This window comes from Streptomyces sp. NBC_00670 (genome assembly GCF_036226765.1).
GTDB lineage: Bacteria > Actinomycetota > Actinomycetes > Streptomycetales > Streptomycetaceae > Streptomyces.
In genome coordinates, this window is record NZ_CP109017.1 from 5,561,328 (window position 1) to 5,586,714 (window position 25,387).

Annotated in this window: 19 protein-coding genes and 1 pseudogene; 12 read left to right on the top strand and 8 right to left on the bottom strand. The window is 72.9% G+C overall.

The window, feature by feature from the left end; translation table 11 throughout:
• Positions 1-102 precede the first annotated feature (102 nt).
• From OIE12_RS24730 to OIE12_RS24745, 4 genes are all read right to left on the bottom strand, one after another.
• Positions 103-1,035, bottom strand: coding sequence for an amino acid ABC transporter permease (locus OIE12_RS24730; protein ID WP_329138844.1), 933 nt, complete (start codon positions 1,033-1,035; stop codon positions 103-105).
• Entirely contained in the window at positions 1,032-1,700 is a 669-nt protein-coding gene (locus tag OIE12_RS24735; RefSeq protein WP_329138846.1) for an amino acid ABC transporter permease, read from the bottom strand. The genes OIE12_RS24730 and OIE12_RS24735 overlap by 4 nt, the downstream gene beginning before the upstream one ends.
• 144 nt (positions 1,701-1,844) lie before the next feature.
• A complete protein-coding gene (locus OIE12_RS24740; RefSeq protein ID WP_329138848.1) occupies positions 1,845-2,681 on the bottom strand; it encodes a glutamate ABC transporter substrate-binding protein in 837 nt (278 codons plus the stop codon).
• A 167-nt stretch (positions 2,682-2,848) separates the two neighbouring features.
• Positions 2,849-3,625, bottom strand: coding sequence for an amino acid ABC transporter ATP-binding protein (locus OIE12_RS24745; protein ID WP_329138850.1), 777 nt, complete (start codon positions 3,623-3,625; stop codon positions 2,849-2,851).
• A gap of 331 nt (positions 3,626-3,956) precedes the next feature.
• On the opposite strand from OIE12_RS24745, the gene OIE12_RS24750 reads away from it, so the two are divergent.
• Together OIE12_RS24750 and OIE12_RS24755 are read left to right on the top strand one after the other, a co-directional pair.
• Positions 3,957-4,643: a response regulator transcription factor gene (locus tag OIE12_RS24750; RefSeq protein WP_329138852.1), complete on the top strand. Its 687-nt coding sequence runs from the start codon at positions 3,957-3,959 to the stop codon at positions 4,641-4,643.
• 9 nt (positions 4,644-4,652) lie between these two features.
• Entirely contained in the window at positions 4,653-6,068 is a 1,416-nt protein-coding gene (locus OIE12_RS24755; protein WP_329138854.1) for a sensor histidine kinase, read from the top strand.
• Positions 6,069-6,103: 35 nt separating this feature from the next.
• On the opposite strand, the gene OIE12_RS24760 is transcribed toward OIE12_RS24755, so the two are convergent.
• Positions 6,104-7,102: a TAXI family TRAP transporter solute-binding subunit gene (locus tag OIE12_RS24760; RefSeq protein ID WP_329138856.1), complete on the bottom strand. Its 999-nt coding sequence runs from the start codon at positions 7,100-7,102 to the stop codon at positions 6,104-6,106.
• 114 nt (positions 7,103-7,216) lie between these two features.
• Here OIE12_RS24760 and miaB point away from each other — a divergent pair, with 114 nt between their 5' ends.
• Both miaB and OIE12_RS24770 read left to right on the top strand, forming a co-directional pair.
• Positions 7,217-8,746, top strand: a complete 1,530-nt coding sequence (miaB, locus tag OIE12_RS24765; RefSeq protein ID WP_329138858.1) for a tRNA (N6-isopentenyl adenosine(37)-C2)-methylthiotransferase MiaB — start codon at positions 7,217-7,219, stop codon at positions 8,744-8,746.
• A 69-nt stretch (positions 8,747-8,815) separates the two neighbouring features.
• Positions 8,816-9,529: a class III extradiol dioxygenase subunit B-like domain-containing protein gene (locus OIE12_RS24770; protein WP_329138860.1), complete on the top strand. Its 714-nt coding sequence runs from the start codon at positions 8,816-8,818 to the stop codon at positions 9,527-9,529.
• Positions 9,530-9,717: 188 nt separating this feature from the next.
• Here OIE12_RS24770 and OIE12_RS24775 read toward each other — a convergent pair.
• Positions 9,718-9,960 (bottom strand): annotated as a pseudogene (locus tag OIE12_RS24775) (antitoxin); the annotation flags it as partial.
• A 25-nt stretch (positions 9,961-9,985) separates the two neighbouring features.
• Positions 9,986-10,453: a hypothetical protein gene (locus tag OIE12_RS24780; RefSeq protein ID WP_329138862.1), complete on the bottom strand. Its 468-nt coding sequence runs from the start codon at positions 10,451-10,453 to the stop codon at positions 9,986-9,988.
• Between the two features lie 183 nt (positions 10,454-10,636).
• Here OIE12_RS24780 and miaA point away from each other — a divergent pair, with 183 nt between their 5' ends.
• From miaA to hflX, 6 genes are all read left to right on the top strand, one after another.
• Positions 10,637-11,575, top strand: a complete 939-nt coding sequence (gene miaA / locus OIE12_RS24785) for a tRNA (adenosine(37)-N6)-dimethylallyltransferase MiaA (RefSeq protein ID WP_329138863.1) — start codon at positions 10,637-10,639, stop codon at positions 11,573-11,575.
• Between the two features lie 106 nt (positions 11,576-11,681).
• Positions 11,682-12,272: a hypothetical protein gene (locus OIE12_RS24790; RefSeq protein ID WP_329142185.1), complete on the top strand. Its 591-nt coding sequence runs from the start codon at positions 11,682-11,684 to the stop codon at positions 12,270-12,272.
• 44 nt (positions 12,273-12,316) lie between these two features.
• Positions 12,317-13,186, top strand: coding sequence for a diaminopimelate epimerase (gene dapF, locus OIE12_RS24795; protein ID WP_329138865.1), 870 nt, complete (start codon positions 12,317-12,319; stop codon positions 13,184-13,186).
• Between the two features lie 512 nt (positions 13,187-13,698).
• Positions 13,699-15,966, top strand: coding sequence for a RelA/SpoT family protein (locus OIE12_RS24800; RefSeq protein ID WP_329138867.1), 2,268 nt, complete (start codon positions 13,699-13,701; stop codon positions 15,964-15,966).
• A gap of 605 nt (positions 15,967-16,571) precedes the next feature.
• The gene (locus tag OIE12_RS24805; protein WP_329138869.1) at positions 16,572-18,101 is read left to right on the top strand and encodes a M1 family metallopeptidase; all 1,530 of its coding nucleotides are present in this window, start codon (positions 16,572-16,574) and stop codon (positions 18,099-18,101) included.
• Positions 18,102-18,507: 406 nt separating this feature from the next.
• A complete protein-coding gene (hflX, locus tag OIE12_RS24810; RefSeq protein ID WP_329138871.1) occupies positions 18,508-20,001 on the top strand; it encodes a GTPase HflX in 1,494 nt (497 codons plus the stop codon).
• Between the two features lie 140 nt (positions 20,002-20,141).
• Here hflX and OIE12_RS24815 read toward each other — a convergent pair whose 3' ends face one another.
• Positions 20,142-21,371, bottom strand: coding sequence for a trypsin-like serine peptidase (locus OIE12_RS24815; RefSeq protein WP_329138873.1), 1,230 nt, complete (start codon positions 21,369-21,371; stop codon positions 20,142-20,144).
• A 470-nt stretch (positions 21,372-21,841) separates the two neighbouring features.
• Between OIE12_RS24815 and OIE12_RS24820 the strand changes: the two genes are divergently transcribed.
• Both OIE12_RS24820 and OIE12_RS24825 read left to right on the top strand, forming a co-directional pair.
• A complete protein-coding gene (locus tag OIE12_RS24820) occupies positions 21,842-23,311 on the top strand; it encodes a diaminobutyrate--2-oxoglutarate transaminase family protein (RefSeq protein ID WP_329142187.1) in 1,470 nt (489 codons plus the stop codon).
• A 57-nt stretch (positions 23,312-23,368) separates the two neighbouring features.
• Positions 23,369-25,375, top strand: a complete 2,007-nt coding sequence (locus tag OIE12_RS24825) for an IucA/IucC family protein (RefSeq protein WP_329138875.1) — start codon at positions 23,369-23,371, stop codon at positions 25,373-25,375.
• Positions 25,376-25,387: the final 12 nt, after the last annotated feature.

Below are 25,387 nucleotides of genomic sequence, written 5' to 3' on the forward strand. Positions count from 1 at the left end.
CGGTCCCCGCCGTGCCGCCAAGTGGGTCAGAGCCACCGGGGAAACGCACGACGAGGCCCGCCGGTTCCCCGGCGGGCCTCGTTCACGTACGGTGACCGGTCGTCACCTCTTGCCGACATCGTCGGCGGCACCACCGACCCCGGCGCCGGCCCCGACCACGCTGCCGAGCTCCGCCGCGTTCAGCTCCTCGACGTCCTCCGCGCCCAGCACCGTGCCCGTGCCGCGCTTGCTGCGCCGCAGCCGCCGCTCCAGCCAGCTCGCGAAGGTGGTGAGAGCGAGGTTGAGCACGATGTAGATCAGGCCCACCACCACGAAGCTGGGGATGACGTTGGCGTAGAACGCGGCCAGCGTCTTGCGGGCGGACAGCAGCTCCGTGAAGTTCAGCATGACGCCGCCGAGCGCGGTGTCCTTCAGGATGACGACGAGCTGGCTGACGATCGCCGGCAGCATCGCCGTGACCGCCTGCGGCAGCAGGATCGACGTCATGGTCTGGTACTTGCGCAGGCCGATCGCGTGCGAGGCCTCCGCCTGCCCCTTGGGCAGCGACAGGATGCCGGCCCGGACGATCTCCGCGAGCACCGAGGCGTTGTACAGCACCAGGCCGGTGACGACCGCGTAGAGCGGGCGGGTGTCACTGCTGAGGTCCGTGGACTGCACATAGAACTGGTTGGCGAAGACCATCATCAGCAGAACGGGGATGGAGCGGAAGAACTCCACGATCACACCCGCCGGCACCCGGACCCACACGTGGTCGGAGAGCCGCGCGATGCCGAACAGCGCGCCCAGCGGCAGCGCGATCACCATGGACAGCGCCGCGGCCTTGAGGGTCTCGCCGAGACCGGGCAGCAGATACGTCGTCCAGCTGGTCGACAGCGTGAACGGCTTCCACTTGGCCCATTCGAGCTGGCCGTTGTCGTCCATCTGCTTCCAGACCCACCACAGCAGCAGGCCGAGGAGGACGACGAAGACGACCGAGTAGATGATGTTGCGCTGCTTCGCCCGGGGGCCGGGCGTGTCGTACAGGACGGAACTCATCGCTTCACCGCCAGGCGCTTGCCGAGCCAACCGAAGAGCAGACCCGTCGGCAGCGTGAGGACCACGAAGCCGAGGGCGAAGATGAACGAGATGAGCAGCAGCTGCGCCTCGTTCTCGATCATGTCCTTCATCAGCAGGGCCGCCTCGCCCACACCGATGGCCGCCGCGACCGTGGTGTTCTTGGTCAGGGCGATCAGGACGTTGCCCAGGGGGACGACCGCCGTGCGGAACGCCTGGGGGAGCACGATCAGGGTGAGGACCTGGGTGAAGTTCAGCCCCAGGGCCCGGGCCGCCTCCGCCTGTCCCATCGGCACGGTGTTGATGCCGGACCGCAGCGCCTCGCAGACGAAGGCCGCCGTGTAGAGGCTCAGGCCGAGGATGGAGAGCCGGTAGGACAGAGCGTCGAAGTCGTTGGGCACGCCGAGAGTCATGCCGAAGACGTCGGCGAGGCCGAGGGAGGAGAAAACGATGATGACGGTGAGGGGGATGTTGCGGACGGTGTTCACGTAGAACGTGCCGAAACCGCGCATGAGCGGCACCGGGCTGACCCGCATACCGGCCAGCAGGGTGCCCAGGATCAGCGAGCCCAGGGCGGAGAAGAACGTCAGCTTCACCGTCACCCAGAACGCCGCGAGGACGTCGTAGCCTTCAAGAAAGTCGAACACGATCTCCCGCGCTTCCACGAGTGCCGAGGGATGTCGGGATGTGCCGCGCCCGCGCGCTCGGGGCGCGGCACATCATGCGTACGGGCTCACCTGCCGTCGTGACTCGGGCCTGCTCGCCGTACCGGTCTGGTGCAGGGCGTGCGCCTACTTGACGATGTTGCCGATCTTCGGGGCCGGCTCGTTCTTGTAGTTGGCCGGGCCGAAGTTGGCCTTGACGGCCTTGTCCCAGGAACCGTCCGACGCCATCTTCTCGAGGGCCTTGTTGATCTTGTCCGTCATCTTGGTGTCGCCCTTCTTGACACCGATGCCGTAGTTCTCGTTGCTGAGCTTGAGGCCGGCCAGCTTGACCTTGCCCTTGTACTGGTCCTGCGAGGCGTAGCCCGCGAGGATCGAGTCGTCGGTGGTCACCGCGTCGACGGCGCCGCTGGTCAGTCCGTCGAGGCACTCGGAGTACGTGCCGTACTTCCGCAGCTGGGCCTTGGGCGCGATGCTCTTCTGGACGTTCTGCGCCGAGGTCGAGCCGGTGACCGAACACAGCTTCTTGCCGTTGAGGTCGGCGCCCTTGGCGATGTTGTCGTCGGCGCGGATCAGCAGGTCCTGGTGGGCGAGCAGGTACGGGCCGGCGAAGTCGACCTTCTCCTTGCGCTCGTCGGTGATCGAGTAGGAGGCGACGATGTAGTCGACATCTCCGCGCTGCAGAGCGTTCTCACGGTCGGCGCTCGGAGTTTCCTTCCATTCGATGTCCTTGGCGTCGTAGCCGAGCTGCTTGGCCACATACGTGGCGACGTCGACGTCGAAGCCGGAGAAGCTGCCGTCCGGGTTCTTCAGGCCGAGGCCGGGCTGGTCGAACTTGATGCCGACGGTGATCTTGTCGCCGCCGCCCGAGGACCCGCTGTCCTTGTCGTCCGAACCGCAGGCGGTGGCGGTCACGGCGAGGGCGAGCACGGCGGCCGAGGCGGCGGTGATCTTGCGGAGGTTCATGTCTTTCGTCCTTTGACTCGTGAAAGCGGTGTGCCGAGGCCGGCGGTGCGTGTGCGTGTGCGTGTGCGGTGCGCCTCGCGCGTGCTGGTGCCGGTACGGAAGTCTGTGCGTGTGGGGGGATCCGGCCATGGAGGGCCGGCGGATCCGGCCGCGAGGGCCGGCGGGGCTCAGTGGTGCAGGATCTTCGACAGGAAGTCCTTGGCCCGGTCGCTGCGCGGGTTGCTGAAGAACTGGTCCGGGGTCGCCTCCTCGACGATCCGGCCGTCCGCCATGAACACCACACGGTTGGCGGCCGAGCGCGCGAAGCCCATCTCGTGGGTGACGACGACCATCGTCATGCCCTCCTGCGCCAGCTGCTGCATGACCTCGAGGACCTCGTTGATCATCTCGGGGTCGAGCGCCGAGGTCGGCTCGTCGAACAGCATGACCTTGGGGTCCATGGCCAGCGCCCGGGCGATGGCGACGCGCTGCTGCTGGCCGCCGGAGAGCTGCGCGGGGTACTTGTCCGCCTGGGTGCCGACGCCGACGCGGTCGAGCAGGGCGCGCGCCTTCTCCTCGGCCTGCTTCTTGTCCGTCTTGCGGACCTTGAGCTGGCCCAGGGTCACGTTCTCCAGCACCGTCTTGTGCGCGAAGAGGTTGAACGACTGGAAGACCATGCCCACGTCGGCGCGCAGCCGGGCCAGCTCCCGCCCCTCCTGGGGCAGCGGCTTGCCGTCGATGCTGATCTCGCCGGAGTCGATGGTCTCCAGGCGGTTGATGGTGCGGCACAGGGTCGACTTGCCGGACCCGGAGGGCCCGATCACCACGACGACCTCGCCGCGGGTGATGGTCAGTTCGATGTCCTGGAGCACATGCAGGGCGCCGAAGTGCTTGTTGACGCTCTTCAGGACCACAAGATCACTGGTCGAGGCCGTACTGTTCTTGGCAACTGCTACTTCGGTCATTGCTGACTGGCTCCGTCCTCCTCGGTTTCGGAGGACAGTAATCAGCCATCAAAGTGACCGTCAGCACATCTGAGGGAAGGTTGAGCATCACGATCGGATATCGTCCGGACGCGTGCCGTCATAGGAGCGTCCGGAACCCGTACCGGGTGGATAACAGAAGCCGCTCGCAACCCGATCCCTCTTGACGGCGTCCTGCTTCATCGGCGTCACTGCCATGTGCACGCGGAACGCCCCCGGCGTCCGTGTGACCACCCCGTACGCGCGTCCGCACGCGTGTGCCACCACTGTAGCCGCAGCCGCAAGACCACCGAGGACCGGAGGGCGCCGCAGGATGAGACTGCTCCTCGTCGAGGACGACAACCACGTGGCCGCCGCCCTGTCCGCCGTACTGGCCCGGCACGGCTTCGAGGTCACCCACGCCCGCAGTGGCGAGGAGGCCCTGCGCGCCCTCGTCCCGGAGGCGGCCGGCTTCGACGTGGTCCTGCTCGACCTGGGCCTGCCCGACCAGGACGGCTACGAGGTGTGCGGCAAGATCCGCAAGCGCACCAGCACTCCCGTGATCATGGTGACCGCCCGCTCCGACGTGCGCTCCCGCATCCACGGCCTCAACCTCGGCGCCGACGACTACGTGGTCAAGCCGTACGACACCGGCGAACTCCTCGCCCGCATCCACGCCGTCAGCCGGCGCACCCCGCACGTGGACGACACCGGCGCCGTCGAGACCGCGCTGCGCCTCGGCACCGTCCACATCGAGCTGCCCACCCGCCAGGTGCGGGTGGACGGCACGGTGGTCCAGCTCACCCGCAAGGAGTTCGACCTGCTCGCGCTGCTCGCCCAGCGCCCCGGCGTGGTCTTCCGCCGCGAGCAGATCATCAGCGAGGTGTGGCGGACCAGTTGGGAGGGAACCGGGCGCACTCTGGAGGTGCACGTCGCCTCGCTGCGCTCCAAACTGCGCATGCCCGCGCTGATCGAGACCGTGCGCGGCGTCGGGTACCGGCTCGTCGCCCCGGCCGCCTAGCGGGGCCGCGTGCACGCACGTCTCCTGCCGCTGCTCATCGTCCTCATGGCGGCGGTCCTGCTCGCGCTCGGCATCCCGCTCGCGGTCAGCCTGGCCGCCGGGGAACAGCAGAAGGTCGTCGTCGACCGGATCGACGACACCGCGCGCTTCGCCTCGCTCGCCCAGTTCGTCACCGACCGGCCCGCCGGCTGCTCCACGCTCGCCGACAGCGACGAGCGCGGCGCCACCCTCCAGAAGGAACTCACCACCTACCACGGGGTGTACGGCATCCGGGGCGGCGTCTTCTACCGCGACGAGTGCCCCATGGCCCGCGCCCCCGGCAACTGGCAGGTGCCCGAGGAGGGCGAGGGCCGCGCCGCCTTCGACGAGGCCCTCGCCGGGCGCCGCAGCCACGACCCCCAGCAGGTCTGGCCCTGGCAGCACAGCTCCCTCTTCGTGGCCTCCCCGGTCATCCGCGACGGCGACGTCGTCGCGGTCGTGGTCACCGACTCGCCCACCGGGCAGATGCGCTCCCGGATCCTGCACGGCTGGGTGGTGCTCGCCGCCGGGGAGATCGCCGCGATGCTGCTCGCCGTCGGCGCCGCGCTCCGGCTGACCGGCTGGGTGCTGCGGCCGGTACGCATCCTCGACGCCACCACCCACGACATCGCCACCGGGCGGCTGAAGTCCCGGGTCGCGGCGGCCGGCGGGCCCCCGGAACTCCAGCGCCTGGCCCGCTCGTTCAACGAGATGGCCGACAACGTCGAGGACGTGCTGGAACAGCAGCGCGCCTTCGTCGCCGACGCCTCCCACCAGCTGCGCAACCCGCTCTCGGCGCTTCTGCTGCGCATCGAACTGCTCGCCCTGGAACTGCCCGAGGGCAACGAGGAGATCGCCTCCGTCCGCACCGAGGGCAAACGCCTCGCGCAGGTGCTCGACGACCTGCTGGACCTCGCGCTCGCCGAGCACGCCGAGACGCAGCTGCGGCTCACCGACATCGGGGCGCTGGCCGCCGAGCGCGTCGCCGCCTGGGAGCCGGTCGCCGCCGACAAGGGCGTGCTGCTGGAGGGGCAGTGCCCGGCCACCACGGCCTGGGCCGATCCGGTGGCCCTGTCCAGCGCGCTGGACGCCGTCATCGACAACGCGCTCAAGTTCACCCCCGAGGGGGAGCGCGTGGAGGTGGAGGTGGCCGCCGGGGGCGAGAGTGCGAGCATCGTCGTCAACGACCTCGGGCCCGGCCTGACCGACGAGGAGCTCGCCCGGATCGGCGACCGCTTCTGGCGCAGCACCGCCCACCAGAACATCAAGGGCTCCGGACTCGGCCTGTCCATCTGCCGGGCCCTGCTCGCGGCCGGCGGCGGCACCATCGCGTACGCGCACCACGCCCCGCACGGCCTGACGGTGACGGTGACGGTGCCGCGGACGTCGGTGCAGCGGGGGGCGTGAAAGCCGTCGGAGGGTCTGGGGGCCCGGGGGTCTCCCTACGGCTTCACGGACCGGTAGTACCGGCGTGCGCCCTCGTGCAGCGGGAGCGGGTCCGTGTAGATCGCGGTGCGCAGGTCCACCCGCTGCGCCGCGTGCACCTTGCGCCCGATGCGGTCCCGGCTGTCGATCACCGTACGGGTCAGCTGCTCGGTCAGGTCCGCGCCCGAGCTCGCCCGGGTCACCAGCAGGTTCGCCACCGCGAGGGTGGGCACCGCGTTGCCGTGCTGGGCGTCGGGATAGGCGTCGGCGGGCATCACCGCCGCCCGGTAGTAGCGGGAGGCGCCGCCCTGGGCGTGCAGCTTGCGCACCAGATCGGTGCCGATCGGCACCAGCCGCACCGGGAAGCGCTGCGAGAGCTGGGTGAGGGTCGCGGTGGGCAGCCCGCCCGACCAGAAGAACGCGTCGATCCGGTGCTGCTCCAGCAGCCGGGGCGCGTCACCGATGCCCTGGGGCAGCGGCGTGACGTCGTCCTGCGGATCGAGCCCCGCCGCGGCCAGCACATGGTCCGCTATCAGCCGCACCCCGGACCCGGCCTCCCCGACCGCGACGCTGTGCCCCTTCAGGTCGGCCACCGAGCGGATGTCCGAGGAGCGCGGCACGACGAGGTGCACATAGTCGTCGTACAGACGTGCGCAGCCGCGCAGCGTGTCCGCGCCCTCCCGGTCCGCGAGCGTGTACGCCTCGACGGCGTCGGCCGCGGCGATGGTGAAGTCCGCCTTCCCGGTGGCCACCCGGCGGACGTTCTGCTGCGATCCGTCGCTGTTCACCAGGTGCACGTCCAGCTGCGGCATCTGCTGGGCGACCTCGCGCTGCAAAAGGACGCCGTACTTCTGGTAGACGCCGGTGGGCGTGCCCGTACTGAGGCTGATCGTCCCGCTGGGCGACGTCCCGCCCAGCGGCAGCAGCCACCACAGCAGCAGCCCGAGCACGACGAGCACGGCCGCCGCCGCGTACAGCATCCGGCGCCGGCCGACCCCGGCGAGACCTGTGACCATGCGCGCGATCCTGCCAGCAGGAGGGCCGTGACGGCCAGGGCGGTTCTCCCGGACGCCCCCGGACGCTTCCGGGCGCCCCCGGGGACGGTCGCGGGACGGCCTACCCTGGAGGGCATGACCAGCAGCAGCGACCGGAGCCCGGCAGTGGACGTTCCCGCACCCAAGAGCTACGAAATCCGCACCTATGGGTGCCAGATGAACGTCCACGACTCCGAACGGCTCTCCGGGCTGCTGGAGGGCGCCGGGTACGTACGGGCCCCCGAGGGCTCCGACGGCGACGCGGACGTCGTCGTCTTCAACACCTGCGCCGTCCGCGAGAACGCCGACAACCGCCTCTACGGCAACCTCGGCCGGCTCGCCCCCAGGAAGGCCTCGCGCCCCGGGATGCAGATCGCCGTCGGCGGGTGCCTGGCGCAGAAGGACCGCGACACCATCGTCAAGAAGGCGCCCTGGGTCGACGTCGTCTTCGGCACGCACAACATCGGCAAGCTGCCGGTCCTCCTGGAGCGCGCCCGCGTGCAGGAGGAGGCACAGGTCGAGATCGCCGAGTCGCTTGAGGCCTTCCCCTCCACGCTGCCGACCCGGCGCGAGAGCGCGTATGCCGCCTGGGTCTCGATCTCCGTGGGCTGCAACAACACCTGTACGTTCTGCATCGTCCCGGCGCTGCGCGGCAAGGAGAAGGACCGCCGCCCCGGCGACATCCTCGCCGAGGTCGAGGCCCTGGTCGCCGAGGGCGTCTCCGAGATCACCCTGCTCGGCCAGAACGTCAACGCGTACGGCTCCGACATCGGCGACCGCGAGGCGTTCAGCAAGCTGCTGCGCGCCTGCGGCCAGGTCGAGGGCCTGGAGCGGGTCCGCTTCACCTCGCCCCACCCGCGCGACTTCACCGACGACGTCATCGAGGCGATGGCCGCGACGCCGAACGTCATGCCGCAGCTCCACATGCCGCTGCAGTCCGGCTCGGACCCGGTCCTGAAGGCGATGCGCCGCTCCTACCGCCAGGAGCGCTACCTCGGGATCATCGAGAAGGTGCGCGCCGCCATCCCGCACGCCGCGATCACCACGGACATCATCGTCGGCTTCCCCGGGGAGACCGAGGAGGACTTCGAGCAGACCCTGCACGTGGTGCGCGAGGCCCGGTTCGCACAGGCGTTCACGTTCCAGTACTCCAAGCGGCCCGGAACGCCGGCGGCCACCATGGAGAACCAGATCCCCAAGGAGGTCGTCCAGACGCGCTACGAGCGGCTCGTCGCCCTCCAGGAGGAGATCTCCTGGGAGGAGAACAAGAAGCAGGTCGGCCGCACCCTGGAGCTGATGGTCGCCGAGGGCGAGGGCCGCAAGGACGGCGCCACCCACCGCCTCTCCGGCCGCGCCCCCGACAACCGCCTGGTGCACTTCACCAAGCCGGAGCAGGAGGTCCGCCCCGGCGACATGGTCACCGTCGAGGTCACCTACGCCGCCCCGCACCACCTGCTCGCCGAGGGCGCCGTGCTCGACGTGCGCCGCACGCGCGCGGGGGACGCCTGGGCGGCACGCAACGCCCGGGAGCAGGAGAAGCAGCAGAGCGGCGTCCTGCTCGGCCTGCCGAAGATCGGCGTGCCGGAGCCGCTGCCGGCCGTGGCGAGTGGGTGCGGCTGCGACTGATCCGCGCCGGGGCGCGGCAGCCGGAAATGCGGCGGCGGCGGGCCGTGGGACGGCGTTAGGCTGCCGATCATGCTTGTCGCCGCAGCCGTCTGCCCCTGTCCGCCCCTGCTGGTGCCCGAGGTGGCCCGGGGCGCCGCGCCCGAGCTGGACGCCGTGCGGGCCGCGTGCACGGACGCCCTCGGCGTCCTCGCCGCGGCCCGCCCCGACCTGCTCGTCGTCGTCGGACCGGCCGAGCGGCCCGGGCGCGGACCGCACCCGGAGGGCACGCCCGGCTCGTTCCGCGGCTTCGGCGTCGACCTGGACGTCCGGCTCGGCCGGGACCCCGGCACCGGGTCAGAGGGCGTGCTGCCGCCCTCGCTGGCCGTGGCGGCGTGGCTGCTGGAGCGCAACGGCTGGTCCGGCGCCCCGGTCGAGGGACTGGGCGTGGGCGAGCCGCTGGAGCCCGAACGGTGCGCGGAGGTGGGCCGGCAGATCGCCGCGCGAGCCGACCGGGTGGCCCTGCTGGTGATGGGCGACGGCAGCGCCTGCCGGTCCCTCAAGGCGCCGGGCTACCTCGACGAACGGGCCGAGCCCTTCGACGCCCGGGCCGCCGAGGCACTCGGCACGGCGGACCCGGCCGCCCTCATGGCACTCGACCCCGACCTGGCCCTCACCCTGAAGGTCTCCGGCCGCGCCCCCTGGCAGGTCCTGGCAGGCGCGGCCACCACGGCCGACCTCACGGGCACACTGCTGTACGCGGAGGCCCCTTATGGGGTCGGCTACATGACGGCAACCTGGTCGTGATGCCTTAGGGGCGCGGGGCTGTGTCGATGTGCGGCTCCGCCGCGTGGGCGCGATCTTCTGGGGGTCCGGGGGGCGGAGCCCCCGGGGACGACGGGGGTCCCCCCTGCTCGAACGAAGTTGAGAGCTTGGGGGAGGGCAGGGGCGGCGGGGGCGAAGAACTCCCGCCGCACCCCCACTTCCCTCAGGACACCGGCGGCGGAGCCGCCCCCCCCGCCGTCGCCCTCACGGTGGCCGAGCCGCCCCACCGCGTCCTTCGCCTTCCCCGACCCCGTCCGGATCCGGTCCCGGTACTTGCCCCCGGTCCTCTCGTCGACGACTCGCGCCGCCTTGTCGATCCCCCGCCCGATCCTGTCCCCGTGCTGATCGGCGAGGTCCGAGACCTTGTCCCTGGCCGGGCCCAGCCTGGCCTTCACGTTGTCGAGCAGACCCATGGTGCACCTTCCCCTCGCGGGACCGTCATGTGCGGGCGCTCTCGCCGGCCTCCTCGTCGGCGGTCCGTCCGGCGGACTGCTGCCCCGGAATCGCCGCGCGGTCGCGGGCGGCGGGGGCACCGACGGCGGCCTGATCGTCCGCCGCGTCCTTCGCCCCGTCGGCGCGGGCGTCGGCGTCCGCCGTCGCGGCGCCCTCGACGTCCGTCTCCACGGTCTCGCGGCCCTCGGAGGACTCCGCATCCCGCGCGGAGCCGGACGACTCGGAGACTCCGGAGTCCTCGGAGGGGGCGGACGACTCCGGGACCTCCGAGACCTCGGAAACCCCCGAGACCTCGGCGACTACCGGCGACTCCGCGACTGCTGCGGACTCCGTGGTCGTCGCGGACTCCCCGGCCTCGGATGGCGTCGCAGTCTCCGAGGACTCGTCGCCCTCCGACGGCGCCGAGGACTCGACGACCTTCGACTTCCGAAAAAGTCGCGCAAAAACACCCATATCCACTCCATACGGTACTCGTGCGGGCGAAATCCCGCGTGGCTCCGGTGCGCCTCTTCGCGTCACCCGGAACGCCGGCGCCCACGAACGGCGGCCGGAACCCCGCTCCGGGCAACGACCCCGCACAGGTGACGTCACGTAACTCGTTCGAGGAGTGCGTGCGGGGTTTGCGAGACTGGGGCCGTGAGTAGCGCAGCCCCCGCCCCGCGGGTCATCGCCGTCGTCGGGCCGACCGCGGCCGGAAAGTCCGATCTGGGCGTCTTCCTCGCCCGGCAGCTGGGGGGCGAGGTCGTCAATGCCGACTCCATGCAGCTTTACCGGGGGATGGACATCGGCACCGCCAAGTTGACGCCCGAGGAACGTGCCGGCGTCCCGCACCACCTCCTGGACATCTGGGACGTCACCGTCACCGCGTCCGTCGCCGAGTACCAGCGGCTCGCCCGCGCCCGCATCGACGCGCTCCTCGCCGAGGGCCGCTGGCCCGTACTGGTGGGCGGCTCGGGGCTCTACGTCCGCGGGGCCGTCGACAACCTGGAGTTTCCCGGCACCGACCCCGAGGTGCGGGCCCGGCTCGAGGAGGAGCTGGTGCTGCGCGGCTCGGGCGCCCTGCACGCGCGGCTGGCCGCCGCCGACCCCGGGGCCGCGCACGCCATTCTGCCCAGCAACGGGCGACGGATCGTCCGGGCCCTGGAGGTCATCGAGATCACCGGCAAGCCGTTCACCGCCAACCTGCCCGGCCACGACTCGGTCTACGACACCGTGCAGATCGGCGTCGACGTGGCACGCCCCGAACTCGACGACCGCATCACGCGCCGGGTGGACCGCATGTGGGACGCCGGGCTCGTCGACGAGGTGCGTGCGCTCGAGGCGCAGGGCCTGCGCGAGGGGCGCACGGCCTCGCGCGCGCTGGGCTACCAGCAGGTGCTCGCGGCGCTCGCCGGGGAGTGCACGGAGGAGGAGGCGCGCGCCGAGACGGTACGCGCCACCAAGCGCTTCGCGCGCCGTCAGGATTCATGGTTCAGACGGGACCCCCGGGTGTATTGGCTGAGTGGGGCCGCGGCCGACATCGGGGAACTTCCGCGGCTCGCGCTCGCGTTGGTCGAACGACCGGTTACAGCCTGATCACGTGATGGCATCGGGAAGCTCCGGCCGTCATCCGGGCCATCGGCGGCGTGCCATCATCGAGCTTCGATCGCAAGTGGAGTCCGAGTGGGGAGGGCGCGTGGCGATGGAGGCCGGCCCTCGTGACACCGCACACGCCGCGGCGCACGGCACCGCGGAGAGCACCGGGCGCCCGCAACCGGAACCCGAAGGCGACCTCGGCGAGGACGCCCGCGACTTCGGCGACGCCCCGCTCCTGCCGGACGACGACCGGCTCGGCGTGGACGCCGGACCGCTCAGCTCCGACGGCCCCGAGGACGAACCGGAACCGGTCGGCGTGAGCGACGACGGTCCCGGCGCGGAGGAGCTGTCCACCGGGCCCGAGGTCGAGGTGGAGCTGCGTCCGCAGCGCCGGCTGCGCATCTGGCAGCTCGCGCCCATCGTCATCCTGGCCGCGGTCGGCTCGCTGATGTTCGCCTTCCCACTGGCCTTCGAGTTCGGCGACGGCGGTGCCGTGGTCGCCATGCTCGGCCTGCTCATCTGCTCCTGCGCCGCCGGGTGGGGCATGATGGCCGCCCGCCGGGTGGGCTACGCCTGGCCCGGACTGCCCGCGCGCGGGTCCGGACGGCGGCCGGAGTGGCGGGTCGTGATGGCCTACGCGGTGGTGGTCGCCGCGGTGGTCGTGCTCGCCGTGTGGCGCGTGGCCCGGCTGCGCTGAGGCGTGGGCGGCCGGGTGTCGCACCCAGCCCGTACGATCGAGGTATGAGCACGCGGATCGCCTTCCTCAAGGGGCACGGCACCGAGAACGACTTCGTGATCGTCCCGGACCCCGAGAACACCCTCGACCTGCCCCCGGCCGCCGTCGCCGCGCTGTGCGACCGCCGCGCGGGCATCGGCGGGGACGGCCTGCTGCACGTCGTACGGTCCGCGGCGCACCCCGAGGCCCGGGGGATGGCGGCCGAGGCCGAGTGGTTCATGGACTACCGCAACGCGGACGGCTCGGTCGCGGAGATGTGCGGCAACGGCGTACGGGTCTTCGCGCGCTACCTCGAGCGCGCCGGGCACGTCGGGGCGGGCGACCTCGCCGTCGCCACGCGGGGCGGCGTGAAGCGGGTCCACCTCGCCAAGGACGGGGACGTGACGGTCGGCATGGGGCGGGCACGGTTCCCCGAGGGCGAGGTCACCGTCAGCGTCGGCGGGCGCAGCTGGTCCGCGCGCAACGTCAACATGGGCAATCCGCACGCGGTGGCGTTCGTGGACGACCTCGCGCACGCGGGGGCTCTGCTGACCGCGCCGCCGGTCGCTCCGGCCTCGGCCTACCCGGACGGGGTGAACGTGGAGTTCGTGGTCGACCGGGGGCCGCGCCATGTCGCGATGCGGGTGCACGAGCGGGGCTCGGGGGAGACGCGGTCGTGCGGGACGGGGGCGTGCGCGGTGGCCGTCGCGGCGGGGCGGCGGGACGGGGCCGATCCGGCGGTGACGGGGGCGGCGTCGACGTACACGGTGGATGTGCCGGGCGGCAGGCTGGTGATCACGGAGTACCCCGGCGGGGAGATCGAGATGACGGGGCCTGCGGTGATTGTGGCGGAGGGGGAGATCGACGGGGAGTGGCTGCGGGGGGTTGGGGGCTGAGCGTGCCTCCGCCCCCGGGCCCCCGGGGAGTTCGGACGGGCGCGGGTGGGAGGTGGCTGGTCGCGCAGTTCCCCGCGTCCTTGGGAAGGCTGCGGTCACCCGGAGGCACAGGGGCGCAGCCCCGAAGGTACTTCGGGTGTCCAGGGGGCGGAGCCCCCTCGGGGGTCTCCTGTGGCGGGCCCGGGGGGCGGAGCCCCTCACGGTCTTCAGGGGGTGCAGGGGGCGCAGCCCCCGCTCGTCCCTCCGGGGTGGAAGGGGCGGAGCCCCTGGGGGACGGGAAGGGTAGGGGCGGCGGGGGCGTTGACACTTCTGCAACCACGGTCGGCGAGGTGTAAACCTCGCCCCACGTCGCTCGAATGGGTGATCCGTTTCACGCTCGGCGGGAGGCGGTCGGACAGCCGTGGTGGGCTCGATAGCATCAAGCACCGGCCCGGACGGGGAACACCGCCAGTCCCCGAGCCGCGCACAAGCCCAGGGGAACCCGTCCGCCGGTCTAGCAGCCGGAGGTGCCCATGAGTGCGGAGGCCACGACCCCTGCCACGCCCGCCCCCACGACGCCCGCGCCCGCGGCGTCCATGACACCCCCGGCGCCGACCCCGGCCCCGCGCCCGGCACCCCCCGCACCTCCAGCCCCCACACCCGGGGACGCCCCCTCCGCCGCCGGCCCCCGCCGCAAGAGCCGTCACCTCGACCTCCGCCGCCTCAGCCGTGCCGCCCTCCGCGGACCCGCGGCCCGCGGCGACCGGCTTCCCGACGCCATCGGCCACGTCGTCGAGGCGCACCGCGCCCACTATCCCGAGGCGGACCTCGGCCCCCTCCGCCGCGCCTACCTCCTCGCCGAGTCCTCCCACCGCGGCCAGATGCGCAAGAGCGGCGAGCCGTACATCACGCACCCGCTCGCCGTCACCCTCATCCTGGCCGAGCTCGGCGCCGAGACCACGACGCTCACGGCGTCCCTCCTCCACGACACGGTCGAGGACACGGATGTCACCCTCGCCCAGGTCGGCGAGGAGTTCGGCGAGGAGGTGCGCTACCTCGTCGACGGCGTCACCAAGCTGGAGAAGGTCGACTACGGCGCCGCCGCCGAGCCCGAGACGTTCCGCAAGATGCTCGTCGCCACCGGCAACGACGTCCGCGTGATGTCGATCAAACTCGCCGACCGGCTGCACAACATGCGCACCCTCGGCGTCATGCGCCCCGAGAAACAGGAACGCATCGCCAGGGTCACCAGCGACGTGCTCATCCCGCTCGCCGAACGCCTCGGCGTCCAGGCCCTCAAGACCGAGCTCGAGGACCTGGTCTTCGCGATCCTGCGCCCCGAGGAGTACGCACACACCCGCGAACTGATCGCCCGCAACGCGGAACGCGGCACCGACCCCCTCGCGGAGGTCGCCGACGAGGTCCGCACGGTGCTGCGCGAGGCCGGCATCACCGCCGAAGTCCTCATCCGGCCGCGCCACTTCGTCTCCGTCCACCGCGTCTCCCGCAAACGCGGCACCCTGCGCGGCACCGACTTCGGCCGGCTGCTCGTCCTGGTCGCCGAGGACGCCGACTGCTACGCCGTCCTCGGCGAACTGCACACCTGTATGACGCCGGTCGTCTCGGAGTTCAAGGACTTCATCGCCGTACCCAAGTTCAACCTGTACCAGTCGCTGCACACGGCCGTCGCCCGCCCGGACGGCGAGGTGGCCGAGGTCCTCGTGCGCACCCATCAGATGCACAAGGTGGCCGAGGCCGGAGTGGTCGCCCTCGGCAATCCGTACGCCCCCGGGGCCGAGGACCCGGCCGACGGCGAGCGCGCCGACCCCACCCGTCCCGGCTGGCTCTCCCGCCTCCTGGAGTGGCAGGAGGCGGTTCCCGACACCGACATCTTCTGGTCGGCGCTGCGCGAGGACCTCGCGCAGGACCGCGAGATCACCGTCTTCCGCCCCGACGGCGGCACGCTCGGCCTGCCCGAGGGCGCCACCTGCGTCGACGCCGCCTACGCCCAGTACGGCGAGGACGCCCACGCCTGCATGGGCGCCCGGGTCAACGGCCGGCTGGCCACACTCAGCACGGTGCTGAAGGACGGGGACGCGGTCGAGCTCCTCATGGGCCAGGACGCGGCCTCCGAGCCCTCCCGCGAGTGGCTGGAGCACGCGCACACCCCCGCCGCGCGCATCGCCATCCAGCGCTGGCTCACCGCCCATCCGCCGACCGCGCCCGCCGCCCCGCTCTCCACCCCGCCCGCCGTTCCGGCCGACGGCCCGGAGGGCGCACGCCGGGCGCCCGCGGCGGCTTCCGGGCCCCGCCCCGCCGGCACCCGCGCCCCCGCGAGCGTCGTGGCAGACCGGCCCGGAGCCCCCGTACGGCTCGCCGGGTGCTGTACGCCCGTACCCCCCGACGAGATCACCGGCTTCACCGTGCGCGGGGGAGCGGTGACCGTCCACCGCGTCGAGTGCGCCGGAGCGGCGCGCATGAAGAGCGCCGGGCGCGAGGAGGTCGACGTGCGCTGGGGGGACACCGCCGACTTCCGGGTGACGCTCGTCGCCGAGTCCTTCGGCCGGCCCCACCTGCTCGCCGACCTCACCGAGGCGATCGCCCGCGAGGGCGTCGGCATCGTCTCGGCGACCGTCGAACCACCGAGCCAGCAGCGCGTACGGCACACGTACACCCTCCAGCTCCCCGACGCCGCGCACCTCCCCGCGCTGATGCGCGCCATGCGCGACGTCCCCGGCGTCTACGACGTCGATCGCGCCCAACACACGGAGGCCGCGGCCCGAGCCGTCGACCGCGACTGACCGACCGCGACTGACCGACCGCGACTGACCGGCCGCGACTGGCCGGACGGAGCCGGCCGGACGGAGCTGACCGGGCGGGGCCGACCGAGCGCCACCGGCCGAGCGCCGCCGCACGGAGGCCGTCGACCGGACGCCGTCGACCGGGCCCGTCGCGCGGGCGTCATCGCGCGGGCGCCGTCGAGCGAACGCCCGGTCGTCGGCTCCGGCCGGCGGCGCCCGGGTCGCGGGCATCGCGCCCCGCGCCGCCGGGCGTGGCTGCGCGTCATTCGGCGCGGCGGGTGCGCCCGGTCGCGTTCCGGGCGTACCCGCGCCGTCGCGCACCCCCGGGCCGTCGGCTCCGGCCGACCAGGCCCGGCCCCGGGCGTCCCGCCCGGGCCACCCGGTGTCGCTGTACGCGACTTCGGGTGGGCGGGCGGATGCGCCCGGTTGTGTGGCGGGCATCCCCGCGCCGCCGCACGCGCCCCCGGCCCGATGCGTGCGCCCGGTTGCATTCCGGGCTCCCTCGCGCCGCCGGTGACATCCCCCGGCCCCCGTGCGCCCCTCTTTCGGGTGGGCCCGGTGCGCGTCTGCGCCGTGTCGGGCGTGGGCGCTGATAGCCGTGATCCATGCCGCACACCCCGGATCCGCAGAGCAGCTCGTCCGCCCCTCCGCTCCCCGACACCCGCAGGTCACGCCGTTCCCGCCGCGGCGGGCGGCTGCGCGCCGCCCTGCTCGCCCCGGCCGTCTCCGTCTGCCTCGTCGCGGCCTCCGCGCCCTCTCCGGCGGAGCCGCTCGGCATCGGTGACCGGCTCTTCCCGCGCCTCGGCAACCCCGGATACGACGTCCGCGCGTACGACCTGTCCTTCACCTACGGCGGCGACAACACCAAGCCGCTCACCGCCGTCACCAGGATCAACGCCCGCGTCACGGAGAACCTGGAGCGGTTCAACCTCGACTTCTCGCACGGCACGGTGCAGTCCGTCACCGTCAACGGCGACCCCGCCTCGTTCACCACCGCGGGTGAGGACCTCGTCGTCACACCGGAGACCCCGCTCGTGCCGGGCACCCCGCTGCTGGTCACCGTCCGGCACACCAGCGACCCGAGCAAGCCCTCCGCCGACCGGGACGGCGGCTGGGTGCGGACCACGGACGGCCTCGCCATGGCCAACCAGGCCGACGCCGCGCACTTCGTCTTCCCGTGCAACGACCATCCCTCCGACAAGGCCGACTTCACCTTTCACGTGACCGCCCCCGAGGGCTACACGGCCGTCGCCAACGGCCTGCCCGCGGGCCTGGAGCGCACCGCCCGCACCACCACGTGGACCTACCGGTCCGCGCACCCCATGGCCACCGAGCTCGCCCAGGTCTCCATCGGCCGCTCGGCGGTGCTGCACCGGCAGGGCCCGCACGGCCTGCCGGTCCGCGACGTCGTCCCCGCCAAGGACAAGAAGGCGCTGGAGCCGTGGCTGGCGAAGACCCCCGGCCAGATCGCCTGGATGGAGAGCAAGGTCGGCCCGTACCCGTTCGAGACGTACGGGCTGCTGATGGCGCAGGCGCAGACCGGGTTCGAACTGGAGACGCAGACCCTCTCCCTGTTCGAGAAGGAGGTGTTCACCGAGCCCGGCTACCCGGCCTGGTACGTCGAGTCGATCATGGTGCACGAGCTGTCCCACCAGTGGTTCGGCGACAGCGTCAGCCCGCGCTCCTGGTCCGACGTGTGGCTCAACGAGGGGCACGCCACCTGGTACGAGGCGCTGTACGCCCAGGAGAAGGCGGACCGGCCCATGGAGGCCCGTATGAAGGCGGCGTACGCCGCGTCCGACGGCTGGAGGGCGTCCGGCGGCCCGCCGGCCGCGCCCAAGCCGCCCAAGGCCGGCCAGAAGATCGGCATCTTCCGGGCCAACGTCTACGACGGCGCGGCGCTGGTGCTGTACGCGTTGCGGCAGGAGATCGGCGCGGACGCGTTCCAGCGGCTGGAGCGGAAGTGGGTCGGCACGCACCGGGACGGTACGGCCACGACGGCCGACTTCGTGCGGCTCGCGTCGGAGGTGGCGGGGCGGGACGTGAGCGGGTTCCTGCGGCCGTGGCTGTACGGGGCGAAGACGCCGCCGATGCCGGGTCACCCGGACTGGCGTCCGGCCACTGACGCCGGCTGACCGGGGGCTCGCCCCCTGGACTCCGGGGGGGGGCGTGTTGTCGGCTGACCGCCGGTGGGGCTTCTCGCGCAGTTCCCCGCGTCCCTTACGGGGCACGGTGGGTGGTCGCGCCCCCGCGGCGGAGCCGCGTAAGGGACACAGCCCCGCACCCCTGACAGGGGTGCGGGGAACTGCGCGATCTTTTCGGGGGTCCGGGGGCTTGCCCCCGGGTTGGGACGGGAAGGGGCGGCGGGGGCGAGAAACACCCTCACGTCCCGCTCGGGCGATAACACGGTGACGGGGGCCGGGGGGCCGTGGGAGCATCGGGGGGTCGACGGGGTGGCGGGAATCCTCCGATGCCCCCGCGCGTTGACCAGGGAGACGGCACCCCGCCGTCCCCACCGCATTCCAACGACGTAAGGACCCAATGACCTCCTCCTCTTCCTCTTCTCAGGCCACCAAGCGCCTCGCGCGCACTCACCCCGAGGGTCTCCGGGCCGATGCCCTGATGGAAGAGGACGTCACCTGGAGCCACGAGATCGACGGAGAGCGGGACGGCGACCAGCTCGACCGCTCCGAGCGTGCGGCCCTCCGCCGCGTCGCCGGCCTCTCCACCGAACTCGAGGACGTCACCGAGGTCGAGTACCGCCAGCTCCGCCTGGAGCGGGTCGTCCTCGTCGGCGTCTGGACCTCGGGCACCATCCAGGACGCGGACAACTCCCTCGCGGAGCTCGCCGCCCTCGCGGAGACCGCCGGCGCCCTCGTGCTCGACGGCGTCACCCAGCGCCGCGACAAGCCCGACGCGGCGACGTACATCGGCTCCGGCAAGGCCGAGGAGCTGCGGGACATCGTCATCGAGACCGGCGCCGACACCGTCATCTGCGACGGTGAGCTGAGCCCCGGCCAGCTGATCCACCTGGAAGACGTCGTCAAGGTCAAGGTCATCGACCGTACGGCCCTGATCCTCGACATCTTCGCCCAGCACGCCAAGTCCCGTGAGGGCAAGGCGCAGGTCGCGCTCGCGCAGATGCAGTACATGCTGCCGAGGCTGCGCGGCTGGGGCCAGTCGCTGTCCCGGCAGATGGGCGGCGGCAAGGGCGGCGGCCTCGCCACCCGCGGTCCCGGCGAGACCAAGATCGAGACGGACCGGCGGCGGATCCGCGAGAAGATGGCGAAGATGCGCCGGGAGATCGCGGAGATGAAGACCGGCCGCGAGATCAAGCGCCAGGAGCGGCGCCGCAACAAGGTGCCCTCCGTCGCCATCGCCGGCTACACCAACGCCGGCAAGTCCTCGCTGCTCAACCGCCTCACCGGCGCGGGCGTCCTGGTCGAGAACGCGCTGTTCGCGACGCTGGACCCGACCGTGCGCCGGGCCGAGACCCCGGGCGGGCGGCTGTACACCCTGGCGGACACGGTCGGCTTCGTCCGGCACCTGCCGCACCACCTGGTCGAGGCGTTCCGCTCCACGATGGAGGAGGTCGGCGACTCCGACCTGATCCTGCACGTGGTGGACGGTTCGCACCCGGTCCCGGAGGAGCAGCTGGCCGCCGTGCGCGAGGTGATCAGGGACGTCGGCGCCACCGACGTGCCCGAGATCGTCGTCGTCAACAAGGCCGACGCGGCCGACCCGCTGGTGCTCCAGCGGCTGCTGCGGACCGAGAAGCGCGCGATCGCCGTCTCCGCCCGCACGGGCCGCGGCATCGACGAGCTGCTCGCCCTGATCGACGCGGAGCTGCCGCGCCCGGCGATCGAGGTGGAGGCCCTGGTGCCGTACACGCACGGCAAGCTGGTCGCCCGCGCACACGCCGAGGGCGAGGTCCTCTCCGAGGAGCACACCCCGGAGGGCACTCTGCTCAAGGTACGGGTGCACGAGGAACTGGCGGCGGACCTGGAGCCGTACACTCCGGCCCCGCTCGCCTGACCGCACCGGCCCCCACAGGCGGTACGGCGACGCCGTACGGCCCCCCCGGACCGTACGGCGTCGCCGTGAAGCGAAAGGGCCCGGCCCCTGCGAGGGGGTCGGGCCCTTTTCGCCGCTCTTCGGCCGCGTGCTCGCGCGGCCTACCGCGCGGCTGCGAACTTCTTGCTCACCGCGTCGTAGACGCCCTTCGCCACGTCACCCAGACGCGGACCGGCCAGCCAGCCGGCGCTGACCGGGCCGATGGAGGTGTTGGAGACCAGCGCGGGCTTGCCGTCCGAGCCCGTCTCCACCCAGCCGCCGCCGGACGAACCGCCGGTCATGGTGCAGCCGATGCGGTACATCGTCGGGTCGTTCTGCTCGATCGACAGCCGGCCCGGCTTGTCCTGGCAGCGGTACAGCGTCTGACCGTCGTACGGCGGCGCCGCCGGGTAGCCGGTGGCCGTGACGCTGTCGACGTCCGGCACGGCGGGCGCGTCGAAGTTCACCGGCAGCGCCGAACCGACCGTCTCCTCCAGCGACTTGCCGCCGCTGCCCTTCTCCGGCGTCACATGGATCACGGCGTAGTCGTACGCGGCGCCCTGGCCACCCGTCTCGCCACCCTGTTCGATCCACTGCTGCGAGGTCTGCGCCCAGTCGCCCCACCAGACCCCGTACGGCGCGACCTCCTCGCGGGAGGCGTCCACCAACTGGGCCGCGGTCTCACCGGCGTTGTTGTACGCGGGCACGAAGGCAATGTTGCGGTACCAACCGCCCTTCTTGCCGGCGTGCACGCAGTGGCCCGCGGTCCACACCAGGTTGGACTTGCCCGGGTGCGCCGGGTCCTCGACCACCGTCGCCGAGCAGACCATCGTGCCCTCGGGTGCGTCGAAGAAGACCTTGCCCGCGGTGGGCGCGCTGTCGTGGTACGGCGCCGCGACCGACTGGGCCCGCACCGGGGCGGGCGTCTGGTCGGTGACGCCCTGGTCGGCGGCGAGATCCTTGGCGTCGACGCCCTTGTCCGGGTCGTCGGCCTTGCGCATCCGGTCCGGGTCCCACAGGCCCTGGATGATGGGGTTGATGTACTCGTTGGCCTCGCGCAGCCAGTCGTCCTTGTCCCAGTTCTTCCAGGCGCCGCCCTTCCACTTGTCCAGGTCGAAGCCGTGCTCCTTGAGCTTCTGCTTGACGTCGTCCGGGATGTGGATCTTGCCGTCGTCGCCGGCGGAGGGGCTCGCGGAGGTCTCCGCGTTCGCCGTGGTGTCGTCGTCCGAGCCGCAGGCGGTGGCCGTCAGCGCCAGTGCGGCGGCCAGTGCGACGGCGGCCGGGGCGGGGGAGATCCTGCGGCGTCCGCTCCTTTCTCGGCGAGCGGCGAAGAGCGGGCGTATGGGTCGCATGGTGTGAAGTCCCCCTGGAAAGAACGGGATGGTGCTGCGGAGTTGACTGTCGTGCGGGAGTGAGTCCCCTGCTCGTACGGCTTTACGCGACGGCACCACACACTATGCGGTCGCTGTGGGTGGTTGCCCACCGGAGGGCAACGGTTGCGTCACGGCAGCGGCACTCAAGAGCCGCCCGCACAAGGGCTGTCGGGGCAACGGCAGGTGAAAGATCGTGCCCGTGCCCGCTTCCCTCCGGCCCCTCCCGTCGTTGGTGGTTACGGGGCCTGCCGCCCGGCTGTCCGGCGCGGGCGTGCGGCGCCCCGGCAACTCGCCGTCGGGAAGCGGGAGGAACCGTCGTCGTGACAGTGACCGGATCTGCGGTGGCGTCCGAGGCAGGAGACGCGGGAGAGGCAGGAGGCGCGGGAGACGCCGCGGAGGCATCGGTGGTGACGGGGGCGCACGCGTCCGCGGACGCGCTCGGGGCGCACGTGCCCGGAGGTACGCGCGGGGCGCACGAGGGCATCCTGCGCCGGCAGGCGGCCCGCGAGTCCGCCGCCCGCACCTACGCGCGCGCCCTGCCGATCGTGCCCGTACGCGCCCGCGGCCTCACCATCGAGGGCGCCGACGGCCGCCGTTACCTCGACTGCCTCTCCGGCGCGGGCACACTGGCCCTCGGCCACAACCACCCCGTGGTCCTGGAGGCCGTCCGCCGGGTCCTGGACTCCGGGGCCCCGCTCAACTGCCTCGACCTGGCCACCCCCGTCAAGGACGCCTTCACCACCGAACTGTTCCGGACCCTGCCCCCGGGGCTCGCCGAGCGCGCCCGCGTCCAGTTCTGCGGACCCGCCGGAACCGACGCCGTCGAAGCCGCGCTCAAACTGGTCCGCGCGGCCACCGGACGGACCGGGATCCTCGCCTTCACCGGCGCCTACCACGGACAGACCGCGGGAGCGCTCGAAGCATCCGGGGGCGCGAGCGACGTACGGGTGGCGCGCCTGCCGTATCCGCAGGACTACCGCTGCCCGTTCGGCGTCGGCGGCGCGCGCGGCGCCGAACTCGCCGCGCGCTGGACCGAGTCGCTGCTGGACGACCCCAAGTCCGGGGTGCCGCGGCCCGCCGGGATGATCCTCGAACCGGTGCAGGGCGAGGGAGGCGTGCTCCCCGCGCCCGACGCCTGGCTGCGCCGCATGCGCGCGCTCACCGAGGCGCGTTCGATTCCACTGATCGTGGACGAGGTACAGACCGGGGTGGGCCGCACGGGCCGCTACTGGGCGGTCGAACACAGCGGCACGGTGCCCGATGTGATGGTGCTGTCCAAGGCCATCGGCGGCAGCCTGCCGCTCGCCGTCATCGTCTACCGCGACGACCTCGACGTCTGGCCGCCGGGCGCCCACGCGGGCACCTTCCGCGGCAACCAGCTCGCCATGGCCGCGGGCACGGCGACCCTGGCGTACGTCCGCGAGAACGGGCTCGCCGGGCGGGCGGCGGAACTGGGCGAACGGATGCTCGGCCAGCTCCGTGAGCTGGCGCGGTCGTACGCGTGCGTGGGGGAGGTGCGGGGGCGCGGGCTGATGATCGGGGTGGAGCTGGTCGATCCGGCGGGGGAGCCGGGCGGTCGGGACGGGGAGCGGGGCAAGCCCGGTACCTGCGCGTCGCCCGACGGCCGTACGGAGACGGATGACGGCCGTACGGAGACGGGTCACGGTCTCACGGAGACGGGCCGCGGCCTCACGGGGGCGGCGGGGCACGAGCCCCGCCCCACCGCGCCCCACCTCGCGGCGGCCGTGCAGCGGGAGTGTCTGCGGCGCGGGCTCATCGTCGAACTGGGCGGCCGCGACGCCAGTGTCGTACGGCTGCTGCCCCCGCTGACGATCACCGACGAGCAGGCCTCCGCCGTACTGGACCGCCTCGCCGACGCCGTGGCGGCGGTGGCCGGGGGACCGCGCGCCGGCGCGTGAGGCAATCGTGCGCCGTGGCCGGGTCCGCCGCGCGCCCCTCGTAACCAAGGAGCCAGTGTGAACACGACCGCCGCCCTCGCCGGTGCGGACGCCGAGGACGTCCCGCCGCCCGCCGGTCCGTCGGACCCCGTCGAGCGGCTGTCGGCGCCCCGCCCGGCGGGCCCGCCCGACCGCCGTACGGCGAGTGACGAGCACCGAGCGCGCGGCCACCACGAACCGCTCGCCCACCTCGCCCCGCTCGCCCACCTCGATCATCCCGACCACCATGAACGCCCCGACCACCACGAACGCCCCGACCCGCTCGACCACCCCGACCCGTACGCCGCCGCGCAGGCCGCCGGTGTCGACAATCTGCTGCGCTGTTGGGTGCGGGAGAACGGGTTCGCGGCGCCGGGCGACGACGGCGTCCTCCGCGTCCCGCTGCCCGCCTCCGGCACCCATCTGCGCGTGCCGGTCCGCCACTGGTCGGCGACCGGCTGGCACCGCTTCGGGGCGCCGGCCCTGACGGACGCGCCGGAGTCCGCCCCGCCCGTCGACGCCGTGACGCTCGCGGCCCTGCTGGCCAGGGAGGCCGGCGCACGCGCAGGCGCGCCCGGGGCGGGGGCGGAGGCCGCCGACCTCGTGGGGCGCGTCGCCGACTCCGTGCGCCGTACCGCCGTCTTCCTGCGCGACCGCCGCGCCCGCCCCGACGACGGACCCGACCTCTTCCTCGCCGCCGAACAGGCGCTGCTCCTCGGCCACCCGCTGCACCCCACGCCGAAGAGCCGCGAAGGGCTCTCCGAGGCGGAGACCGGCCGCTACTCGCCGGAAGCACGCGGCTCCTTCCCGCTGCACTGGTTCGCCGTGGCCCCCGCCGCCCTCGCGACCGACTCCGCCTGGACCGAACGCGGACGGCCCGTGCCCGCCGCCCGGCTGACCGCGCGACTCGCGGGCCACGGTCTGCCGCTGCCCGCCGGGCACGCCGCGCTCCCCGTCCACCCCTGGCAGGCACGCGAACTGCGCCTGCGACCGGGTGTCGCCGCGCTGTTCGACGCCGGGCTGCTCCGCGACCTCGGCCCGTACGGCCCGGCCTGGCACCCCACCTCGTCCGTCCGCACGGTCCACCGCACCGGCGCCCCCGCCATGCTCAAGCTGTCGCTGGGTCTGCGCATCACCAACTCCCGCCGGGAGAACCTGCGCAAGGAACTGCACCGGGGTGTCGAGGCGCATCGGCTGCTGCGCACCGGCCTGGGCCGGCGGTGGCGGGCCGCCCACCCCGGCTTCGACATCGTCCGCGACCCGGCCTGGCTCGCCGTCGACGACCCGGACGGCGGTCCCGTGCCCGGCCTCGACGTGCTGCTCCGCCACAACCCGTTCGCCGCGTCGGACGACGTGTCGTGCGTGGCGGGCCTGGTCGCGCCGCGCCCGCTGCCGGGGTCGGCGTCCGTAGGCGCCCCGCCCGGTACCGGCTCCCGGCTCGCCCGTCTCGTCACCCGGCTGGCCCGCCGCACCGGCCGGCCGCCCGGTGCCGTGTCCGTCGAGTGGTTCCTGCGCTATCTGGAGGCGGTCGTACGGCCCCTGCTGTGGTTGGACGCGGAGGCCGGGATCGCGCTGGAGGCGCACCAGCAGAACACCCTGCTCCTGCTGGACCGCGACGGCTGGCCGGCCGGCGGCCGCTACCGCGACAACCAGGGCTACTACTTCCGCGCCTCCCGGCACGCGGAACTCGACGCCCTCCTGCCCGGCATCGGGGCCCACAGCGACACCTTCGTCGCCGACGCGGTCGCCGACGAACGGTTCGCCTACTACCTCGGCATCAACAACGTGTTCGGACTGATCGGTGCGTTCGGCGCGCAGCGCCTGGCCGACGAGCGGCTGCTGCTCGCCGCGTTCCGCGGCTTCCTCACCGCCGTCGCCACCGGTCCGGACCGGCTCCGTACGAGCCTGCCGTCCCGTCTGCTGGACTCACCCGTGCTGCGCTGCAAGGCCAATCTGCTGACCCGGCTGCACGGGCTCGACGAACTCGTCGGTCCCGTCGACACCCAGTCCGTGTACGTCACCCTCGCCAACCCCCTCCATGGCTGACCACGGCCCACC

Bases quoted from the DNA above. Each gene is read 5' to 3' on its own strand.
- OIE12_RS24730 (WP_329138844.1), bottom strand. From the start codon at position 1,035: ATGAGTTCCGTCCTGTACGACACGCCCGGCCCCCGGGCGAAGCAGCGC.
- OIE12_RS24740 (WP_329138848.1), bottom strand. From the start codon at position 2,681: ATGAACCTCCGCAAGATCACCGCCGCCTCGGCCGCCGTGCTCGCCCTC.
- OIE12_RS24745 (WP_329138850.1), bottom strand. From the start codon at position 3,625: ATGACCGAAGTAGCAGTTGCCAAGAACAGTACGGCCTCGACCAGTGAT.
- OIE12_RS24750 (WP_329138852.1), top strand. From the start codon at position 3,957: ATGAGACTGCTCCTCGTCGAGGACGACAACCACGTGGCCGCCGCCCTG.
- OIE12_RS24760 (WP_329138856.1), bottom strand. From the start codon at position 7,102: ATGGTCACAGGTCTCGCCGGGGTCGGCCGGCGCCGGATGCTGTACGCG.
- miaB (WP_329138858.1), top strand. From the start codon at position 7,217: ATGACCAGCAGCAGCGACCGGAGCCCGGCAGTGGACGTTCCCGCACCC.
- OIE12_RS24770 (WP_329138860.1), top strand. From the start codon at position 8,816: ATGCTTGTCGCCGCAGCCGTCTGCCCCTGTCCGCCCCTGCTGGTGCCC.
- OIE12_RS24780 (WP_329138862.1), bottom strand. From the start codon at position 10,453: ATGGGTGTTTTTGCGCGACTTTTTCGGAAGTCGAAGGTCGTCGAGTCC.
- OIE12_RS24790 (WP_329142185.1), top strand. From the start codon at position 11,682: ATGGAGGCCGGCCCTCGTGACACCGCACACGCCGCGGCGCACGGCACC.
- dapF (WP_329138865.1), top strand. From the start codon at position 12,317: ATGAGCACGCGGATCGCCTTCCTCAAGGGGCACGGCACCGAGAACGAC.
- OIE12_RS24800 (WP_329138867.1), top strand. From the start codon at position 13,699: ATGAGTGCGGAGGCCACGACCCCTGCCACGCCCGCCCCCACGACGCCC.
- OIE12_RS24805 (WP_329138869.1), top strand. From the start codon at position 16,572: ATGCCGCACACCCCGGATCCGCAGAGCAGCTCGTCCGCCCCTCCGCTC.
- hflX (WP_329138871.1), top strand. From the start codon at position 18,508: ATGACCTCCTCCTCTTCCTCTTCTCAGGCCACCAAGCGCCTCGCGCGC.
- OIE12_RS24815 (WP_329138873.1), bottom strand. From the start codon at position 21,371: ATGCGACCCATACGCCCGCTCTTCGCCGCTCGCCGAGAAAGGAGCGGA.